Source organism: Phenylobacterium sp. (assembly GCF_031181185.1).
GTDB lineage: Bacteria > Pseudomonadota > Alphaproteobacteria > Caulobacterales > Caulobacteraceae > Phenylobacterium.
This window is the reverse complement of record NZ_JAPSKZ010000084.1, coordinates 1-16,103: the sequence shown is the minus strand read 5'-3', so window position 1 is coordinate 16,103 and position 16,103 is coordinate 1. Positions and strand designations below refer to the sequence as shown.

Here is a 16,103-nt window from a genome sequence, read left to right as displayed (position 1 = left end):
TCGCGCGAGCCTTCGCCGGCCACCTGTTCCTTCAGGATCCGCGGCAGGTCCTCGGGATGCAGGATCTTGCGCCAGTCGAAGTCCAGCGCCTCTTCGTACGACGCGCCCAGCCACTCGAGATAGGTACGGTTCACGAACTCGCGCTTGCCGTCGCGACGGGTGACCCACATCAGGATCGGCGCGCTGTCGGCCAGCAGGCGGAAGCGAGCCTCGGAGTCGGCCAGGGCGCGGCCGGCGCGTTCCTGCGCCGCGTTGGCCTCGTCCAGGCGCAGCAGCGCCTCGCGCAGCGCGCCCGAGAAGATGACCGTCACGACGCCCGAGACCGCGAACATGACGACGACGGCCAAGTCGTTCCCGCCCGTAGGGCGCAGGATCGGGAAGGCGGCGCCCACCGCGATCGCGACGGCCAGGGCGACCCAGGCGAAGCGCGGCCCGGCGTAGAGGCAGATGACGATGAGCGCCGGCAGAGTGGTGGAGCCGATGCCGCCGGCGTGCTCGAGGCCCAACAGCACGCCGCGGAGCGTCATCGCCAGGCCGAGGGAGACGGCGCTGATCGTGAGGGCAGCCCAAAGCGGCGGCGAACGCCGCGGGATCAGCCGGAGCGGCCACTCGGTAGGAGTCATCGAAATGGAACTCGACACGGACCCGGAATGCGGGCGTTTGCACCATGGCTGAACTTTAAGGCGACCGGCATCACTTTTTCGCCTCTGAGGGGTCCAAAGAACGCCGGTCTCCCCCTATATGCCACGGCTCGATGCGAGGGGTTTCCCTGAAGACTGCAGGCGACATGCGGGCGGCGGCCCTCGGACTGGCGGGCGCTGCGTTGGCGCTGACCGCCTTCGCCGTGGGCTGCGCGCCGAACGCCGATCCGATCCCGCGCGAGCGGGCGCGGTTCGCCGCCAGCGACCTGTCGGATGCGACGCTGACGCGGATCGCCGCGCGGATGGACCCGGCCATGCGGGCGCTCGCCCTGCGTCACGATCCCGGCCTGCGCCAGGCCGACCTGTGGAACCGCCCGGAAGGCTGGGCGAGCCTCGACATCGACCAGGTTCCGGACCTCGGGCTGCCGACCGCCGGCCAGACGGCCGAGGAGCTGAACGAGCTGCGGCCGTTCTCCGACCTGCCGATCCGGCCCATGAAGCCCTTCATCCTGAAGGCCGGCGGCGAGGATCGGGCGCGGGCCCTGCAGTGCCTGACCGAGGCGGTCTATTACGAAGCCGCCCGCGAGCCGGGCCTCGGCCAGGAGGCGGTAGCCCAGGTCGTGCTGAACCGGGTGCGCCATCCGGCCTATCCGAAGTCGGTTTGCGGCGTCGTCTATCAGGGCTCGGCGCGGGCGACCGGCTGCCAATTCACCTTCACCTGCGACGGCTCGCTGCGCTGGGCGCCGGAGCCGGCGCTGTGGCGGCAGGCCCGACGGGTGGCCGAGCGCGCGCTGAACGGTCACGTGGCCAAGCACGTGGGCTCGGCGACGCACTACCACGCGGCCTATGTGGCGCCGTACTGGGCGCCGACCCTGGTGAAGATGACCCAGGTCGGCGCGCACATCTTCTATCGCTGGACTGGCCCTTGGGGCGAGCCGCCGGCCTTCACCGGACGCTATTCGGGCCGAGAGGCCTATCTGACGCCGGCGATCCTCGGCGGCGTGGACCAGCGCACGCAGGGCGGCCTCCTCTCGCCCGAGAGGCAGGGCCTGCCGGCTGAGCGGAAGGTGACCCTGGCCGTGGCCGGCGAGGTGCGCACCTACACCGTGGCCGACCCGTCGGCCTCCGGCGGCGAGCGCACCCGCGTGCAGGGCGTGATCTCGCCCGCCCGCCGCAAGGCCACGCCGGACGAGATCAAAGACATCAACGAGAAGCTCGAGGCTTTCGACAAGGGCCTCGATAAGCCCGCCGCGGCGCCGGCCCCGACGAGCGCGCCGCCCGCCTAGACGCGCTCGAACGCGGTCGCGAAGGCGGCGGTCATGGGCGCATCGAAGGCGCCAGGCTCGAGCGCCAGCGCCATGAAGGCGGGGTTTCCCGAATAGGGGCTGCGCACCTGCCGCGCCGCCTCCGCCGAGAAGCCGAACCGTGGGTAGTAGGCCGGGTGGCCCAGGAGGATGACGCCTTCGACGCCGAACTCGCGCGCGGCCTGGAGAGCCGCGCGGATCAACGAGGAGCCAACCCCCGTGCGCTGCAGATCAGGGCGGACCGCAACGGGGCCAAGGGCGGCGTACAGCCCCTCGCGGTCGGCCCACATCCGGCTGAAGAGGATGTGGCCTTCCAGGGTCTCGTCCGTCAGCGAAACCAGCTCGAAGAGCACGTCGCCGTCCGCGCGCAAGAGATCGATTAGCCGGGCCTCGGACTCGCGTCCGAAGGCGTCGGCGACGAGCTGGCGGACGGGATCGTGGTCGGAAGGGCGGGCGTAGCGGATCACACGGACCAGCTTAGCCGCTGGCGCTGCTCTCGTCGCGGTCGGAGGTCCGGTCCCGCCAGGCTCGGTCGTCGTCGTGATGGCGTTCGTTCCGGATCGCCTCGGCCGCCAGCTTGCGCCAGCCTTCCGCGATGTTGAGATAGACCTCTCGCTCGGCGCGGCTCTCCGCCTTGGCGGCCAGGCGCATCACCGCCTCCGCCTGTTCCGCATACCGTTCGCTGTTCCGCATCGCCGGGCCCCAACCCGTGAAATGCGTATCGAGTTTCAGCGCGGCCGTTCAAATTCGGCGGAGGCCAGCTACCAGGCGCCGATCTTCTGGGCTTCCTGGTGGCTGATCGGGTGGTGCGCCTTGCGGTGGTCTTCCTCGGCCAGGAAGCGGACGGCCTCCAGCGCGGCCATGCAGCCCATGCCGGCGGCGGTCACGGCCTGGCGGTAGACGTCGTCGGTGACGTCGCCGGCGGCGTAGACGCCCGGGATGGCCGTCGAGGCCGTGCCGGGCTTCACCTTCAGATACCCCGACGCGTCCATCTCCAGCTGACCGTGGAACAGCTGGGACGCCGGCGCGTGGCCGATAGCGATGAAGACGCCGTCGGCGTCGATCTGGCGGGTCTCGCCCGTCTTGACGTTCTTCAGCCGGACGCCAGTCACGCCCAGCGGATCAGTGGTTCCCAGCACCTCGTCGATGGCGCTGTCCCAGATCACCTCGATCTTCTCGTGGTTGAACAGGCGTTCCTGCAGGATCTTCTCGGCCCGGAACTCGTCGCGCCGGTGCACGACCGTGACCTTGGCGGCGAAGTTGGTGAGGAACAGGGCCTCCTCGACGGCCGTGTTGCCGCCGCCGACCACGACCACGTTCTTGCCGCGGTAGAAGAAGCCGTCGCAGGTGGCGCAGGCCGAGACGCCGAAGCCCTGGAACTTCTGCTCGGACTCCAGGCCAAGCCACTTGGCCTGGGCGCCGGTGGCGATGATCAGGGTCTCGGCCAGCCAGACCTGGCCGCTGTCGGTCTCCAGCCGGAACGGACGGTGCGACAGGTCGGCCTTGATGACGATGTCGTTGACGATCTCCGTGCCCACGTGCTCGGCCTGGGCCTGCATCTGCTCCATCAGCCAGGGGCCCTGGATCACGTCGGCGAAGCCCGGATAGTTCTCGACGTCGGTGGTGATGGTGAGCTGGCCGCCGGGCTGGATGCCCTGGATCAGAACGGGCTTGAGCAGCGCGCGGGCGGCGTAGATGGCGGCGGTGTAGCCGGCGGGGCCGGAGCCCACGATCAGGCAGCGGACGGAGCGGGGTTCGGACATAGCCGCAATGTAGTGTCGATTCCGGGCGGGTCGAAGGGTTAACGCGCCTTTCAGGCAGCGCAGGCCTAGAATGGGGTATGTCGACTCAGCCGCACGTCGAGATCGCCGGACGCAAGGTCGGGGCCGAGCACGAGCCCTTCGTCATCTGCGAGCTGTCGGGCAACCACAACGGCAGCCTGGAGCGCGCGCTGTCGATGATCGATGCGGCCGCCGCCACCGGCTGCGACGCCATCAAGATCCAGACCTACACCGCCGACACCATCACCATGGACGTGGACGCGCCGGCGTTCCACATCAAGGGCGGTCTGTGGGACGGCCGCAGCCTCTACGAGCTCTACCAGGAGGCCCAGACGCCCTACGAGTGGCACGAGGCCCTGTTCGAGCGGGCGCGGAAGCTGGGCGTGATCCTGTTCTCCAGCCCCTTCGACGAGACGGCGGTGGACCTGCTGTCCGATCTGGACGCCCCGGCGTTCAAGATCGCCTCGTTCGAAGCGGTGGACCTGCCGCTGATCCGCTACGCCGCGGGCAAGGGCAAGCCGCTGATCATCTCCACGGGCATGGCCAACCTGGCCGAGATCGAGGCCGCCCGCGACGCGGCGCTGTCGGCCGGCGCGCCAGGGGTCGTGCTGCTGCACTGCGTGTCGAGCTATCCAGCCCGCTTGGAGGACGCCAACGTCCGCACGGTGGCGGACATGGGCGCACGCTTCGCCTGTCCCGTCGGCCTCTCGGACCACACGCCGGGCACGGCGGCCTCGGTTGCGGCCGTGGCCCTGGGCGCCAGCGTCATCGAGAAGCACTTCACCCTGGCCAGGGCCGGCGGCGGGCCCGACGCCGCGTTCAGCCTGGAGCCGGCGGAGTTCACGGCGCTTGTCGGCGACTGCAAGGCCGCCTGGCGGGCGCTGGGGCGGGCCCAGTACGACCTTGTCGGCGCCGAGAAGGGCAACATCCAGTTCCGCCGCTCGCTTTACGTGGCGGCCGACGTGCGCGCGGGCGAGCCGCTGACACGGGCCAACGTGCGCTCTATCCGGCCGGGCGACGGCCTGCCGCCGGGCGAGCTGGACGCGGTGCTGGGGCGGCCGGCGGCGCGGGACCTGAAGCGGGGCGAGCCCCTAGCCTGGGACATGGTGGCGACATGACGGTGCGGCTGCGGCAGGTGGAGCACGAGGACAGCGCACGGCTGCTGGCGTGGCGCAACTCGCCCGACGTCGCGGCCTACATGTACACCGACCACCGGATCAGCCAGGCCGAGCACGACCGCTGGTTCGCCGCGGCGCTGACGCTGGAGGATCGCCGCTACTGGATCATCGAGATGGACGGCCAGCCCGTGGGCCTGGCCAACCTGGCTCGCATCGATCCGATCATCCGCCGCTGCGACTGGGCCTACTACCTGGGCGAGGCTTCCACCCGCGGCCGCGGCGTCGGCGCGCAGGTGGAATACATCGTGCTGCGGCACGTCTTCGAGACCATGGGCTTCCACAAGCTGTGGTGCGAGGTGCTGCTGGAGAACGAGGCCGTTTGGAAGCTGCACGAGAGCTTCGGCTTCAAGCGCGAGGCCTGCTACCGCGAGCACGTCTGCAAGGGCGGCCGGTTCCAGGACGTGGTGGGCTTAGGCATGCTCAAGGCCGACTGGGAAGCGGCCAAGCCCGCCATCGAGGCCAAGCTGCGCGAGAGAGGGATCGAGCCGGCGAGCCTGGCCGACGCACCCTAGACGCGCGGCTCGCCGCCATAGTTCGCCAGGTCGGGGCGGCTGGCCACCAGGGCGCGGACGTCGTCCGAAGTGAAGGCGGGATCCTCGGGATAGAGCGCCTGATAGACCTCGCACACGAACTCGAAATCGTCTGGCCGGTCGACAGTCCAGCGGACGTGGCCCCATTCCTGCGGCGGCAACAGGCGGACGACGCGGTAGAGGTCGGGCCGGCTCCAGATCCCCCAGGTGACGTGTTCGCGCTCCTCGCGGGTGGCGGCCGCGGCGGCGGCCCGGCGCAGGGTGGCGGCGGTCATGGCCTCGACGTCCTGGCCCTTGGGAAAGCCGACCTCCTGCGTGCGGCAGTGGGCGTAGTCTGCGCCGGTTTCGAGCAGCAAGGCGATGGTGTCGTCCAGCACCTGGGGATCGATGAGGGGGCAGTCGGCCGTCAGCCGAACCACCACGTCGGAGGGCCAGTGCTCGAGCGCGCCGATGTAGCGGCCCAGCACGTCGTCGAGGGGGCCGCGGAAGACATCCACGCCGGCGGCCTGCAGCAGTTCGGCCAGGGGATCGTCGCTGGCGTCGACGCTGGTCGCCACGACCAGTCGCTCCAGCCGTCGGGCGCGCCGCGTGCGCTCGATCTGGCGCAGGATCATCGGCCGGCCCAGAAGGTCCTTCACCACCTTGCCGGGCAGGCGGGTTGAGCTCAGGCGGGCTTGCAGGATGGCGAGTGTCAGCGTGGCTCTCCGTCGCGGCCCGATCATGCGCGCCCGAGGGTAAGCTAGGGTTAACGCGACTCGTATGACGTGCGGGATGAGCGCGTCTGCCCGGAGTCCGCGATGAACGCCACGGCCAAGTCCTCCGCCGCCTGGAGCCTTTCGGAACAGGTCGTTTCGGATTTCATCCGCCAGGGGGCTCACCTGTTCGACGAGGTGGTCGATCCGACCGCGGCGGCCGAGCTGCTGGCCGAGATCCGCGCCACCCGGGCCTTCGACGAAAGCCTGTTCCTGTCGGAAGCCGAGTTCGACGCCGATCCGCAGTACACGGGCGTGAACCCCAGGCCCGGCCGCAACCTGCTGGAGCGGTTCGAGGACCGCCTGGGCTTCGTCGAGCGGGCGCCGCATATCGTCGAGGCGGTCACCGCCCTCCTGGGCGAGGGCTACGAGATCCTGAACAAGAAGGTCGTTTGCGGCGTGCCCGCCAAGAGCGTGCCCGAGTGGCTTCGCGCCCGGATCCACGGCAACCCGGTGAACAATCTTGGCGCCTATGTGAAGCCGCAGAACCGGGACGTGACCTACTTCTACGGCATCGACTTCCACCAGGACCTGATCGACTACAAGGAACGAGAGGCCGACTTCCTGACGCTCTACGTCTACCTGCATCCGGTGACGAAGGCGGATGCGCCGCTCTACCTGCTGGAAGGCAGTCACCGGTTGGGCGGCTCGGTGTTCCCGCACGACCTGACGCGCACCGGCGATGACAGCTGGCTCTACCGCAACGGCCCCCATGGCGAGGCCAGCGTGCGGCAGCGCATCCTGACCGGCGGGACGGGGTTCGCCGCCATCTGGCACGCCTGCACCCTGCACGGCACGCAGCCGGACGCGGCCGACCACGAGCGGATCTCGCTGCGCTACCTGATCGCCCGCGGCGCCGCGCAGCGTTCGGGGATGGACGCCGTGAACGCCACCCTGACCGGCCCGCTCAGCCTCACCGACACCCGCAAGGACCTGGACGCCCAGGGCGCTGCGGTGATCCGCCAGAACACGGTCCTGAAGGCGTGAGCATGAGCGCAGCGGGACGCGTCGCCCTGCTGGCCGCCGACACGGAGGCGGCGCTGGCCGCCTTCACCGAAGCGGTGGCGCGCGACCCCGGCGATTTTGAAGCGCGCTACGGCCTGGCCGCGGCGCTGATGCAGGCGGGGGAGCCCGCCGACGACGTGCTGAACGACGCACGGACGCTGCAGGCGCTCGCTGTGGTGCGCGGCGCGGGCGCCGACTTGGCGCGGCTGAAGTCGGATCCCGACTACGGCCGCCGGACCGCCATGGAGCTCTACGCGCAACATCACGTGGCCTGCGCCTCGGTGGTGTGGGGGATGGCGCTGGGCGCCGGCCGGATCGATGCCGCCGGACTGCTGAGCTATGCGCTGTCGCTGCAGCACCAGGGTCGCATCGGCGAGGCGATCCAGTATCTGCAGGTGGCCGTGGAGAACTTCCCATCGGCGGCGCTGCACCAGTTCCTGTTGTTCCCGCAGCTTTTCGTGGACGGCGGCGAACGCGCCCATGCGCAGGAATCCCGCGCCTGGGCCGCGCGCTGGGCGCGCGCGCCTGAGCCGCCGCCGTTCCAGCTGGCCACGGACGAACGGCGGCGACTCAGGATCGGCTATGTGGCCCCGAGTTTCGCCACCTCCCAGGTGCGCCAGTTCCTGGCTCCGGTCCTGGAGGCCCACGACCCGGCAAGAGTGGAGGTGACCTTGTATCCGGCGGACGCGGCGACCGAGACCGGCTGGCCGGACTGGATCAAGGTGCGGGCCATCGGCGAGCTGAGCGACGAAGCCGCGGCGACGATGATGCGCGCCGACGGGATCGACGTGCTTTCGGACTGCTGGGGCCACACCGCGGGGTCGCGGCTGGGTGTGTTCGCCTGCCGCCCCGCGCCGGTGCAGATCGCCTGGATCAACTTCATCCAGACGACGGGGCTGCCGCAGATCGACTACATTCTGCACGCGGACGGGGCGGCGGCGCTGGACCTCTCGGGTCTCTTCACCGAGCGCCTCTGGCCGATCGGACCGGTGTTCGCGCCGTTCCAGCCCGCGACGGACCGGCTGCCGCCCACGGCCACGCCCGCGCGGACGGCCGGCGTCGTCACACTGGGATCGTTCAATCACCCGGCCAAGATGAGCGACGGCGCCCTTGCGGCCTGGGCGACGGTGCTGCGCAACGCCCCGCAGACCAGGCTGATGCTTAAGTACCGCTACTTCATTGACCCAGTGCTGCAGAGTGTGACCGCGGCGCGCTTCGCAGCGCACGGCGTGGCGCCGGAGCGCCTGATCTTCTCCGGCCACAGCACGGGCGAGGAATACTACCGGGCCTTCCGAGCGGTCGATCTGATGTTGGACGGGTGGCCCGCGCCGGGCTCGACCACGACGCTGGAGGCCATGTCGAACGGCGTGCCCGTGCTCTCTCTGGCCGGTGCGACGCTGCAAGGCTTCTACGCGCGCAGCATGCTGGAAGCCGCCGGCCTCGAGGACCTGGCGGCAGATACCCCGCAAGACTTCGTCGGACGGGCGCTTGCGCTGGTCGCGGACCTGGACCGGCTGGACGCCTTGCGTGAGCGCGTGCGGCCGGGCTTCGAGGCCGGCCCGTGTTGTGACGGGCCAAGCTTCACTCGCCGGCTTGAGGACGCCTTCTTCGAGATGCTCGATCGTTCACGCGGGAATTCCGTGCTGCCCGGCGCCGCATGACGCCGTTGGCGAGAGGGCCCTGGGCGAAGGTGGGCCGGGTGCTCACCGCATCCGGGGGACCTCTCGCGCGGACGCACGCCATGCTGCCGACGCCGCTGGTGCTGCCCGATCGCGTGAGGGTCTACTACGCCGCCTGCGACGACGACCTCCGCGGACGCATCTTCTTCGCGGACTTCGGCCTCGAGCCGCCGTTCCCGCTCATGGCTCGTTCGGAAAAGCCAAGTCTGGACCTGGGAGCGGCCGGGGCCTTCGACGCTGACGGGGTCAATCCGTCCCAGATCGTGCAACAGGAAGACCGGCTGGCGTTGCTGTACATCGGCTGGCGTCGGGGTCCGGACGACACCCCCTATACGCTATTCGGGGGGCTCGCCTTCTCGGAGGACGGCGGTCTCACCTTCGACCGCGCGGGCCCCCTGCTGAGGCCTTGCGACGGCGAGAGGCTGTTTCGAACGGCGCCGTTTCTCGAGCGGACGGGCGACGGCTGGCGGCTGCTCTACATCGGCGGCGACCGGTTCGTCACAGGCGAGCACGGCAAGCGGTTGCCGATCTACAGCCTGATGGAGCTGCGCTCGCCGACGCCCTGGGAATGGACGGGTCCCGGACGCGAACTGCTGGCCCCGGACGTGGAGGGCGGTGAGCTAGGCTTCGGCCGGCCGGTGAGCCTCGGCGGCGAGCGGCTGATGCTGTCTGTGCGGAGCCGGAGCGGATATGAGCTCGTGGAGACCGCCCTCGGACCCGGCGCGGCGCGGCGGCCGGTCCTGCCAGACGGGCGCGAACCTTGGGAAGCTCAGATGACCTGCTTCGGAGCGCCCTGCCAGATCGGTGACCGCGAGCTCCTGTTCTACAACGGCGACGGCTTCGGGCGGACCGGGATGGGGCTGGCGTGGCGCCGCCTCAGCTGAGCTCGACGCGATAGAAGTCGTGGACGACCGCGCCGGCGCCGAACTCCTCCTTCTGCCGGATCAGCCCTTCGTTGAGCGTGCGGCCCTGATCGGTGTTCGAGATGCCGAAGTCGAACCAGCGATGCGTCGCGCCATGAGCGTGGATCAGGTGCTCGAAGAGACCATCGAGCGCCCCCAAGGCGCGGCCTTGTTCGCCGACAGCGATATACTGGGCGTGCGCCACCTGAGCTGAAGCGAACATCACGACCCCCGCGGCGATCTGTCCGTCGAGCGTCGCAGTATGTAGGGCGATCTGCTCGGGAAAGCGGGCGGCCAGCAAGCGGATTTCGTCGAGGCTGTGGACCGGGGCCGCGCCGTGCCTCTGACCCAGCACTTCCATCAGCAATCGCCAGTAGCCCGTCCAGTCGTCCGACGGGCCGAAGACCAGACCCGCGGCCGCAGCCTTGCGCGCGCCGCGCGCCCGGCGGCCAGAGACGGGGCCGCGCGCCCGGTAGTCGATGGCGGCGCTGACGTCGCGGCGGATCAGCGCCGCATCCCGCCGGAACAGCCAGTAGAGATCGGCCTGCGCGGGCTCGCGAGCGTAGATCCAGGGCAGCGGCTTGTAGGTCAAGGACCGCGCGCCTTGCGCCCTCAGCACCTCGACGCAGGCGTCCAGCGCCGCCATCGTCTCGGCCGTGCCGAGATTGTGCGAGACGAGTCCGCCGAAGGTGAGGCCCTGGTGGGACCAAGCCTCCTCGCCCCGTCGATTGACGGGCAGGAGAGCCACCGCGCGTTCTCCCTGGAACACCATGAGCGAGGAGTCCTCGAAGCGGTCCGCGTGGTAGTCCAAGAACTGGCGGTCGAACATGAAGTGCCCGTTCGCGGCCGCTCGGTTCAGCTCGTTCCAACGCTCGGCGAGCGCCGGGCTGTAAGGCTGGATCTGCAAGCCGCTCAATCCCGGACGCGGCAATATCGCTTGGCGGAAATCGAGCGGCGCTCGGCGGGGTGGCCTTGGTAGACGCCGTCCGGCTCGGTCGAGGCGGTTACGACCGCCGACATGCCAATGAAGTTGTCTTCTCCCACGGCGACGTGCGGCGCGAACGCAGCGTTGACGCCCACGAAGCTGGAGCGACCGATGCGGCAGAAGCCCGACACGACGATGTGGGAGGCGAAGAAGACGTCATCCTCGATCACCGTCCGGTGGCCTATGTGGTTGCCGCTCCAGAGCGTGACGTTGTCTCCGATCCGGGTGAAGGGCTGCAGGACGTTGTGTTCGAGGATGAAGCAGTTCTCACCGATCTCGACGTTGCGCCAGACGAAGGCCTTCGAGCTCACGTAGCTGGCCATGCCGTAGCCAAGGGCCTTGACCGCGTCGACCTGCCGACGGCGGATCCGGTTGAGCTGACCGTCGCCGATCGCCACGAAGGCGTCGTAGCGGTCGGGCGGGTGGCTCTGGGTCAGCTCTTCGAGCGGCAGCACGGGCAGGCCGGCGAGCTCAGTTTCCTTGATGTATTCGGCGCCGATGGCGAAGCCGGCGACCTCCCGCGGGCTATCGTAGGCGAAGTACTGATGCGCCATCTCGGCGATCTCGCCGTTGCCGATGATGACGAGGGGCTTGTCAGTCATCTCGGCCTCAAGGCTTGACGATAAGCAGGTCGTCGCGGCGGTTGGCCATAGGCAGGCCGGCGGGCTGGGGCAGGAGGTAGGCGTCGCAGCCGGCGCCTTGGGCTCGCTGCATGAGGCCCAGAAGCACCGCATCGTCGATCTTGCCGGGACAAGGTTCGGCCCAGCGCACCTCATGGGGCTCGGTGGACCCGGTGAATTGGCGGTGGAAGGCCTGTCCGCGCTCAGTGGCGAAGAAGCGGCGGCGCTTCGAAACATTCGGGATGTCGCCGATTAGCGCCTGCCCGCCGGGAGCCAGAAGGTTCACCGTCGCGTCCACGAAGTCGAACAGATTGGAGTCTATGTAGATGTAGTGGAGTACGCTGTAGCAGATCAGCGCGTCGGCTGGGCTGGCGGCGGTCTCGCGCACCGCGGCGGCGTTCTTCGGGAAGAGGCCGGGCTGCTTGAGCGTGACGCCGTCGATGTCTGGCAGGAGCGCGAGCATCTCCGGGCTGTCGACCAGGACGAGCCGATGGCGCCGATCGCGGCAGAGATCGACGAGCATGCGTGGCAGGGCGGCGCAGCCAGGGCCGATGTCCACCACAGTCCGACCCTCGGCCTCTCTCAGCATCGGCAGCTTGGCGCAGATGTCCGTGAGAATCGCCTGCTCGAATCCTTCGCGATACGCGTCCGGGAAGCCGATCTTTTCGTGCGCCGAAAGGTGCGGGTTGGCGGCGAGGGCGCGGAAGCCCTCATAGTCGAGCTCCACTGCGGCCAGGTCGAGGCGCTGCGACCGGCGCAGGTGATCAAGATCCGCTCGCGCGCTCACAGGGCGACGCTCCGGCCGAAGAAGGCCCGCACCCTTTCGATGACGAAGTCGATCTCACGAACGGTGTGGGTGTGGTCGAGGGGCAGACTCAGCACGGAGCTCGCCATTGCCTCGGCGACGGGGAAGTCCCCGGCTTGCCAACGGCCAGCGTAGCAGGGCTGCAGGTGCACGGGCGTCGGATAGTGCACGTTCGTACCCACGCCACTCTCGGCGAGGTAAGCCTGGAGCTCGGCGCGGCGCCCGGGAACCCGGACCGCGAACACATGCCAGACGGGCTCCGCCCAGGTGCGCACCGCGGGAAGATCGACGCCGGGGAGATCCGCGAGCCCGCGGAAATACCGAAGCGCCAGCTGGCTGCGCATGGCGTTCCAGGCATCAAGGCGCTCGAGCTTGGCGTCGAGGATGGCCGCCTGGATCGGATCGAGGCGCGAGTTGCGGCCGGCAAGCTCGTGCTCGTACTTAACGCGCGAGCCGTAGTTGCCCAGCATGCGAACGGTTTGGGCGAACGCCGCGTCGTTAGTCGTGAGGCCTCCGCCGTCGCCAAGAGCGCCGAGGTTCTTCGTGGGGTAGAAGCTGAAAGCCGCAGCATCGCCCAATGCGCCGCAGCGGCTGCCCTTGTAGCGGGCCCCGTGCGCCTGGCACGCGTCCTCGAGGACGCGGATATCGTCGCGACCCGCGATGGCCGACTTCAGACCGTCCATGTCGACCGGGTGGCCGTAGAGGTGCACCGGGATGACTGCGCGCGTCCGCTTAGTAATGGCTTCCGCAACGCCGACGACGTCCATCAGCCCTGTGTCAGGCTCCACATCGACTAGCACGGGGGTCGCGCCGGTCTCGTCCACGGCGAGGGCAGTGGCGATGAAGGTATGCGCCGGGATGATCACTTCATCGCCCGCGCCGATACCCCAGGCCTTCAGCGCCAGCACCAGGGCGTCCAGGCCGTTGCCGGCTCCGACCATGTGGGCAGCGCCACAATAACCCGCAAAGCGGGTCTCGAACCGCTCCACTTCCGGGCCCCCGATGAAGTGGCCGCTGCGCAGCACGCGGCGTATGACCTGCTCGAGTTCGGGCGCCATCTCGCGCGCGTTCCGAGTCAGGTCGAGGTAGGGAGGAGAGATCACCGGCTCGCCGTCCGCTTCCCACGTCAGGAAGTCGTCGTAGCGCCGGAGGTAATCGGCTTCGTCGTATTCATCCGACGCGAGGACGACCACCACCGCGTCCTCGGAGAAGCCGCTTAGATCGCGCCAACAGCCTGGCTCGACGATCGCGGCGAGGTCGGGCCTGTCCAGCACCACGGTTTCCGTCTGGCCGTTCTTGGTGATGGAAAGGGCGAAGCTGCCGCGCAGGCACAAAAAGCACTGGCGCAGCGCCTTGTGAGCGTGTCCCCCACGGCCCTGCCCTGGCGGCACGTCGCGGATATAGTAGGCGCGGTGGACGGGGAAGCCGATGTGCTTCGAGACTTCGGCGACCCCAAGAATGCCGTTTTCCATCGGGATGGTCTGCAGCTCCACGAGCCGTAGGGCGCCGGTTAAGCCCGCGTCGCCGTCGACCTGGAGCCTTGCCGCTTCACTCATCCGAATCGCCTCCGCCCGACGAAGGCTAGGAGCGCTCGGGGTTCGGATTGGTTAACGCCCGATCAGTGGCCGCCCCGCGCGCGGCGATCAGCTTCAGGAAAGCCTCGGCGGTGCGGCCCGCGCCCAGACCGTCACAAACCTCGGCGCTGGCGGCGGCCAGCCGGCGGCGCAGGTCTGCGTCGCGCAGGAGGCGCATCACGCCGCGATCCAGAGCCTCGTCGAAGTCGGGCGCCTGGGCGTCGATGACGATGGCCGCGCCGCGTTCGGCCAGGGCCCGGGCCGCGGCCCGTTGGTTGTCGGCGAGCACGATCATGATGGACGGCAGGCCGAGCGTGCAGCGCTCCCACACCGAGGAGCCGGCGGCGCCGACGCCGATGTCGGCTTCGGCCGTGAGGCGAGCCATGTGCGGCGTGTCCACGTGCAGCATCAGCCGGGAGTCCCGCCGCGCGATCTTGGCGAGGCCCGGCACGCTGGGCGCCGCGGCGCCGAGCACGATGTCGAGGCCGGCGTCGCCGACCCGTGGGCGCAGGCGCTCGACCACCCGACCCGTGATGCCGCCGACGTCGGTCATGCCCATGGCCACGAGCAGGCGCTGCACCGGCTCGCCGCGCCAGGCGAGCGCCGGCTCGCGAAGCGCCGCAAACTCGGGGCGCACAGGCGCATAGGACGGGCCCAGCAGGAGCCGGGCGCTGTCGGGGATCAGGCCGTCGTAGTCGGCCGCCGTACGCTCCGGTCCGGAGTCCAGCACGAGGTCGGCGCCGAGCGGCCGGTTGGCAAGGTCGTCGATGACCAGCACCGGGCGGCCCTGCGCCATGGCGCGGTGCTCGCGCTCGCCCAGCTGGTAGTGGTCGAAGACGATGGCGTCGAACTGTTCGCGGCCCACGGCGGCGGCGAGGTCCCGCGGTTCGGCCGAGGCCGCCGACAGGCGCTGGGCGGTCGGCGCGAAGGCCTCCAGCACCTCGTTGGCGGCCGGCGGACCGAGGAAGGCGAAGCTGGCGCCCTGGCCCTCAAGGGCCCTGGCCAGGGTCAGCGAGCGCATGACATGGCCGCCGCCGACCTTCTGGCCGGCGTCGACCACGAACAGGATCCTGGGACCGCTCGGGAGACTCATGGGCGCGGAGGAAAGGCCATCCGAAGGCAAATGCAAAGGCCGTCAGGCGGAAATGCGGTCGGAGGTGCGGCTGAGGTCATAGCGGCGCAGCACTTCGGCGGCGGCGCGATCGGTCTCCGCGAGCGCCGGATAGGTCCAGGTCTCGAGGCGGCCCTCGAAGGGGCGCGAGACGCCGCGGGCCCGCAGCTCGGCGTGGAACCGGGCGAGCTTGTCCGAGTGGCCGCTCATGGGCAGCACGTAGAGCGGCTTGCCCGTGGCGGCGGCGTCGGTGGCGAGGTTCGTGGAGTCCTCGGTCACAAGGATGGCGTCCGCGGCGGCCAGGAAGGCGAAGTAGGGGTTTGGCGGCCGGTCGTCCCAGATCACGCCCGGCAGATCACGCAGCACGGCGGTCATGGCCGCGCGCGCCTGCGGCGGCGTTCGTCGGGTGAAGGACAGCATCAGAGAGCCGCCGGAGGCGCCGACCGCCTCGGCGATCCGACGGGCGAGGCTGGCGGCGTGCGCCGCCGGCAGGTCGTGGGCCTTGGACTTGCCGCCGACGATGGCGGCGATGCGCGGGCCGGGCAGTGCGGTGAGATGGGGAAAGGCGTCGAGTTCGGCAGCCAGCTTCGCCGGAGTCAGCCGGTTCGGCGCCCCAAGGATCGGGAAGACGTTCGGGCCGGTCAGCCGATCGTGTTCGGGCGGGACGACCAGGTCGAACCGCCCCAGGGGGGCCCGGGGGTCTTGGGTCTGGACCACGAAGGTCGGGCCCTTCAGGCGCGTCGAGAGGGGCAGGGTGGCGCGGCCGGCGGAGATCCAGATGTCCGGGAGCGGTTCGCCTAGGGGTTCGGTCAGAGCTGCCGGGGGAATGAGCCGCCAGGGGAGGCGGCCCAGGCCCCATTTCCACTTGACCCGCTTGATCGTGATGTCGGCGGGCCGCAGGCGGGCCACGGCTTCCGCCAGGCCCACGGCCTGGGCCTCAATGCCCGCGCGGCCGTCGGAAACGGCCCAGATGTTCAGGGGTGGCGAAGTCGCCGCCATCGGGAGTGGGTCAGACCCACTCCACCTTGGTGATCTCGTAGGCCTTCACGCCGCCGGGGGTGTTCACCTCGACCACGTCGCCGGTCTCCTTGCCGATGATCGCGCGCGCGATCGGCGAGGTGACGGACACGCGGCCGCGCTTCACGTCGGCTTCGTGCTCGCCCACGATCTGGTAGCGGGCCTCTTCCTCGGTGTCCTCGTCGACAAGCGAGACCGTGGCGCCGAACTTCACCTGGC

At 69.8% G+C, this 16,103-nt stretch carries 18 protein-coding genes; 6 read left to right on the top strand and 12 right to left on the bottom strand.

What is annotated here, in order from left to right:
• On the bottom strand, positions 1–623 hold a 623-nt coding region (locus RIF93_RS11730), incomplete at its 3' end, for a PAS domain S-box protein (protein ID WP_309091522.1).
• Positions 624–754: 131 nt separating this feature from the next.
• Between RIF93_RS11730 and RIF93_RS11725 the strand changes: the two genes are divergently transcribed.
• Complete coding sequence (locus RIF93_RS11725) at positions 755–1,927, top strand: cell wall hydrolase (RefSeq protein WP_309091520.1); 1,173 nt, start codon at positions 755–757, stop codon at positions 1,925–1,927.
• On the opposite strand, the gene RIF93_RS11720 is transcribed toward RIF93_RS11725, so the two are convergent.
• The 3 genes from RIF93_RS11720 to trxB all read right to left on the bottom strand — a co-directional run bounded on the left by RIF93_RS11720 (position 1,924) and on the right by trxB (position 3,708).
• A complete protein-coding gene (locus tag RIF93_RS11720; protein WP_309091518.1) occupies positions 1,924–2,412 on the bottom strand; it encodes an N-acetyltransferase in 489 nt (162 codons plus the stop codon). The two genes, RIF93_RS11725 and RIF93_RS11720, sit on opposite strands and share 4 nt — an antisense overlap.
• A 10-nt stretch (positions 2,413–2,422) precedes the next feature.
• On the bottom strand, positions 2,423–2,638 hold the full coding sequence (locus RIF93_RS11715) for a hypothetical protein (RefSeq protein WP_309091516.1): 216 nt from the start codon (positions 2,636–2,638) through the stop codon (positions 2,423–2,425).
• Positions 2,639–2,706: 68 nt separating this feature from the next.
• Positions 2,707–3,708 (bottom strand): thioredoxin-disulfide reductase, encoded by a 1,002-nt coding sequence (gene trxB, locus RIF93_RS11710; protein ID WP_309091515.1) that lies wholly within the window; start codon positions 3,706–3,708, stop codon positions 2,707–2,709.
• A gap of 77 nt (positions 3,709–3,785) precedes the next feature.
• On the opposite strand from trxB, the gene pseI reads away from it, so the two are divergent.
• Positions 3,786–4,844, top strand: a complete 1,059-nt coding sequence (gene pseI, locus RIF93_RS11705) for a pseudaminic acid synthase (protein WP_309091513.1) — start codon at positions 3,786–3,788, stop codon at positions 4,842–4,844.
• Complete coding sequence (gene pseH / locus RIF93_RS11700; RefSeq protein WP_309091511.1) at positions 4,841–5,416, top strand: UDP-4-amino-4,6-dideoxy-N-acetyl-beta-L-altrosamine N-acetyltransferase; 576 nt, start codon at positions 4,841–4,843, stop codon at positions 5,414–5,416. The genes pseI and pseH overlap by 4 nt, the downstream gene beginning before the upstream one ends.
• Here pseH and RIF93_RS11695 read toward each other — a convergent pair.
• Complete coding sequence (locus RIF93_RS11695) at positions 5,413–6,156, bottom strand: glycosyltransferase family protein (RefSeq protein WP_309091509.1); 744 nt, start codon at positions 6,154–6,156, stop codon at positions 5,413–5,415. The genes pseH and RIF93_RS11695 overlap by 4 nt on opposite strands.
• A 75-nt stretch (positions 6,157–6,231) precedes the next feature.
• Between RIF93_RS11695 and RIF93_RS11690 the strand changes: the two genes are divergently transcribed.
• The 3 genes from RIF93_RS11690 to RIF93_RS11680 are packed head-to-tail and all read left to right on the top strand — an operon-like array spanning position 6,232 to position 9,754.
• Positions 6,232–7,173: a phytanoyl-CoA dioxygenase family protein gene (locus RIF93_RS11690; RefSeq protein ID WP_309091507.1), complete on the top strand. Its 942-nt coding sequence runs from the start codon at positions 6,232–6,234 to the stop codon at positions 7,171–7,173.
• A 2-nt stretch (positions 7,174–7,175) separates the two neighbouring features.
• Positions 7,176–8,852 (top strand): tetratricopeptide repeat protein, encoded by a 1,677-nt coding sequence (locus RIF93_RS11685; RefSeq protein ID WP_309091505.1) that lies wholly within the window; start codon positions 7,176–7,178, stop codon positions 8,850–8,852.
• Positions 8,853–8,890: 38 nt separating this feature from the next.
• On the top strand, positions 8,891–9,754 hold the full coding sequence (locus RIF93_RS11680) for a hypothetical protein (RefSeq protein WP_309091503.1): 864 nt from the start codon (positions 8,891–8,893) through the stop codon (positions 9,752–9,754).
• Here RIF93_RS11680 and RIF93_RS11675 read toward each other — a convergent pair.
• From RIF93_RS11675 to RIF93_RS11645, 7 genes are all read right to left on the bottom strand, one after another.
• Complete coding sequence (locus RIF93_RS11675; protein WP_309091501.1) at positions 9,747–10,679, bottom strand: GNAT family N-acetyltransferase; 933 nt, start codon at positions 10,677–10,679, stop codon at positions 9,747–9,749. The two genes, RIF93_RS11680 and RIF93_RS11675, sit on opposite strands and share 8 nt — an antisense overlap.
• A gap of 5 nt (positions 10,680–10,684) precedes the next feature.
• Entirely contained in the window at positions 10,685–11,359 is a 675-nt protein-coding gene (locus RIF93_RS11670; protein ID WP_309091500.1) for an acetyltransferase, read from the bottom strand.
• A gap of 7 nt (positions 11,360–11,366) precedes the next feature.
• The gene (locus RIF93_RS11665; RefSeq protein ID WP_309091498.1) at positions 11,367–12,164 is read right to left on the bottom strand and encodes a hypothetical protein; all 798 of its coding nucleotides are present in this window, start codon (positions 12,162–12,164) and stop codon (positions 11,367–11,369) included.
• Positions 12,161–13,738: a DegT/DnrJ/EryC1/StrS family aminotransferase gene (locus RIF93_RS11660; protein ID WP_309091496.1), complete on the bottom strand. Its 1,578-nt coding sequence runs from the start codon at positions 13,736–13,738 to the stop codon at positions 12,161–12,163. The genes RIF93_RS11665 and RIF93_RS11660 overlap by 4 nt, the downstream gene beginning before the upstream one ends.
• A 25-nt stretch (positions 13,739–13,763) precedes the next feature.
• Positions 13,764–14,849 (bottom strand): UDP-2,4-diacetamido-2,4,6-trideoxy-beta-L-altropyranose hydrolase, encoded by a 1,086-nt coding sequence (gene pseG, locus RIF93_RS11655; protein ID WP_309091494.1) that lies wholly within the window; start codon positions 14,847–14,849, stop codon positions 13,764–13,766.
• 42 nt (positions 14,850–14,891) lie between these two features.
• Complete coding sequence (locus tag RIF93_RS11650) at positions 14,892–15,866, bottom strand: mitochondrial fission ELM1 family protein (RefSeq protein ID WP_309091492.1); 975 nt, start codon at positions 15,864–15,866, stop codon at positions 14,892–14,894.
• 10 nt (positions 15,867–15,876) lie between these two features.
• Positions 15,877–16,103: GreA/GreB family elongation factor (locus RIF93_RS11645; protein WP_309091490.1), on the bottom strand; the 227-nt coding region annotated here is incomplete at its 5' end.

Bases quoted from the DNA above. Each gene is read 5' to 3' on its own strand.
- RIF93_RS11650 (WP_309091492.1), bottom strand. From the start codon at position 15,866: ATGGCGGCGACTTCGCCACCCCTGAACATCTGGGCCGTTTCCGACGGC.
- RIF93_RS11670 (WP_309091500.1), bottom strand. From the start codon at position 11,359: ATGACTGACAAGCCCCTCGTCATCATCGGCAACGGCGAGATCGCCGAG.
- RIF93_RS11715 (WP_309091516.1), bottom strand. From the start codon at position 2,638: ATGCGGAACAGCGAACGGTATGCGGAACAGGCGGAGGCGGTGATGCGC.
- RIF93_RS11660 (WP_309091496.1), bottom strand. From the start codon at position 13,738: ATGAGTGAAGCGGCAAGGCTCCAGGTCGACGGCGACGCGGGCTTAACC.
- RIF93_RS11695 (WP_309091509.1), bottom strand. From the start codon at position 6,156: ATGATCGGGCCGCGACGGAGAGCCACGCTGACACTCGCCATCCTGCAA.
- pseG (WP_309091494.1), bottom strand. From the start codon at position 14,849: ATGAGTCTCCCGAGCGGTCCCAGGATCCTGTTCGTGGTCGACGCCGGC.
- RIF93_RS11685 (WP_309091505.1), top strand. From the start codon at position 7,176: ATGAGCGCAGCGGGACGCGTCGCCCTGCTGGCCGCCGACACGGAGGCG.
- pseI (WP_309091513.1), top strand. From the start codon at position 3,786: ATGTCGACTCAGCCGCACGTCGAGATCGCCGGACGCAAGGTCGGGGCC.
- pseH (WP_309091511.1), top strand. From the start codon at position 4,841: ATGACGGTGCGGCTGCGGCAGGTGGAGCACGAGGACAGCGCACGGCTG.
- RIF93_RS11690 (WP_309091507.1), top strand. From the start codon at position 6,232: ATGAACGCCACGGCCAAGTCCTCCGCCGCCTGGAGCCTTTCGGAACAG.
- RIF93_RS11725 (WP_309091520.1), top strand. From the start codon at position 755: ATGCGAGGGGTTTCCCTGAAGACTGCAGGCGACATGCGGGCGGCGGCC.
- trxB (WP_309091515.1), bottom strand. From the start codon at position 3,708: ATGTCCGAACCCCGCTCCGTCCGCTGCCTGATCGTGGGCTCCGGCCCC.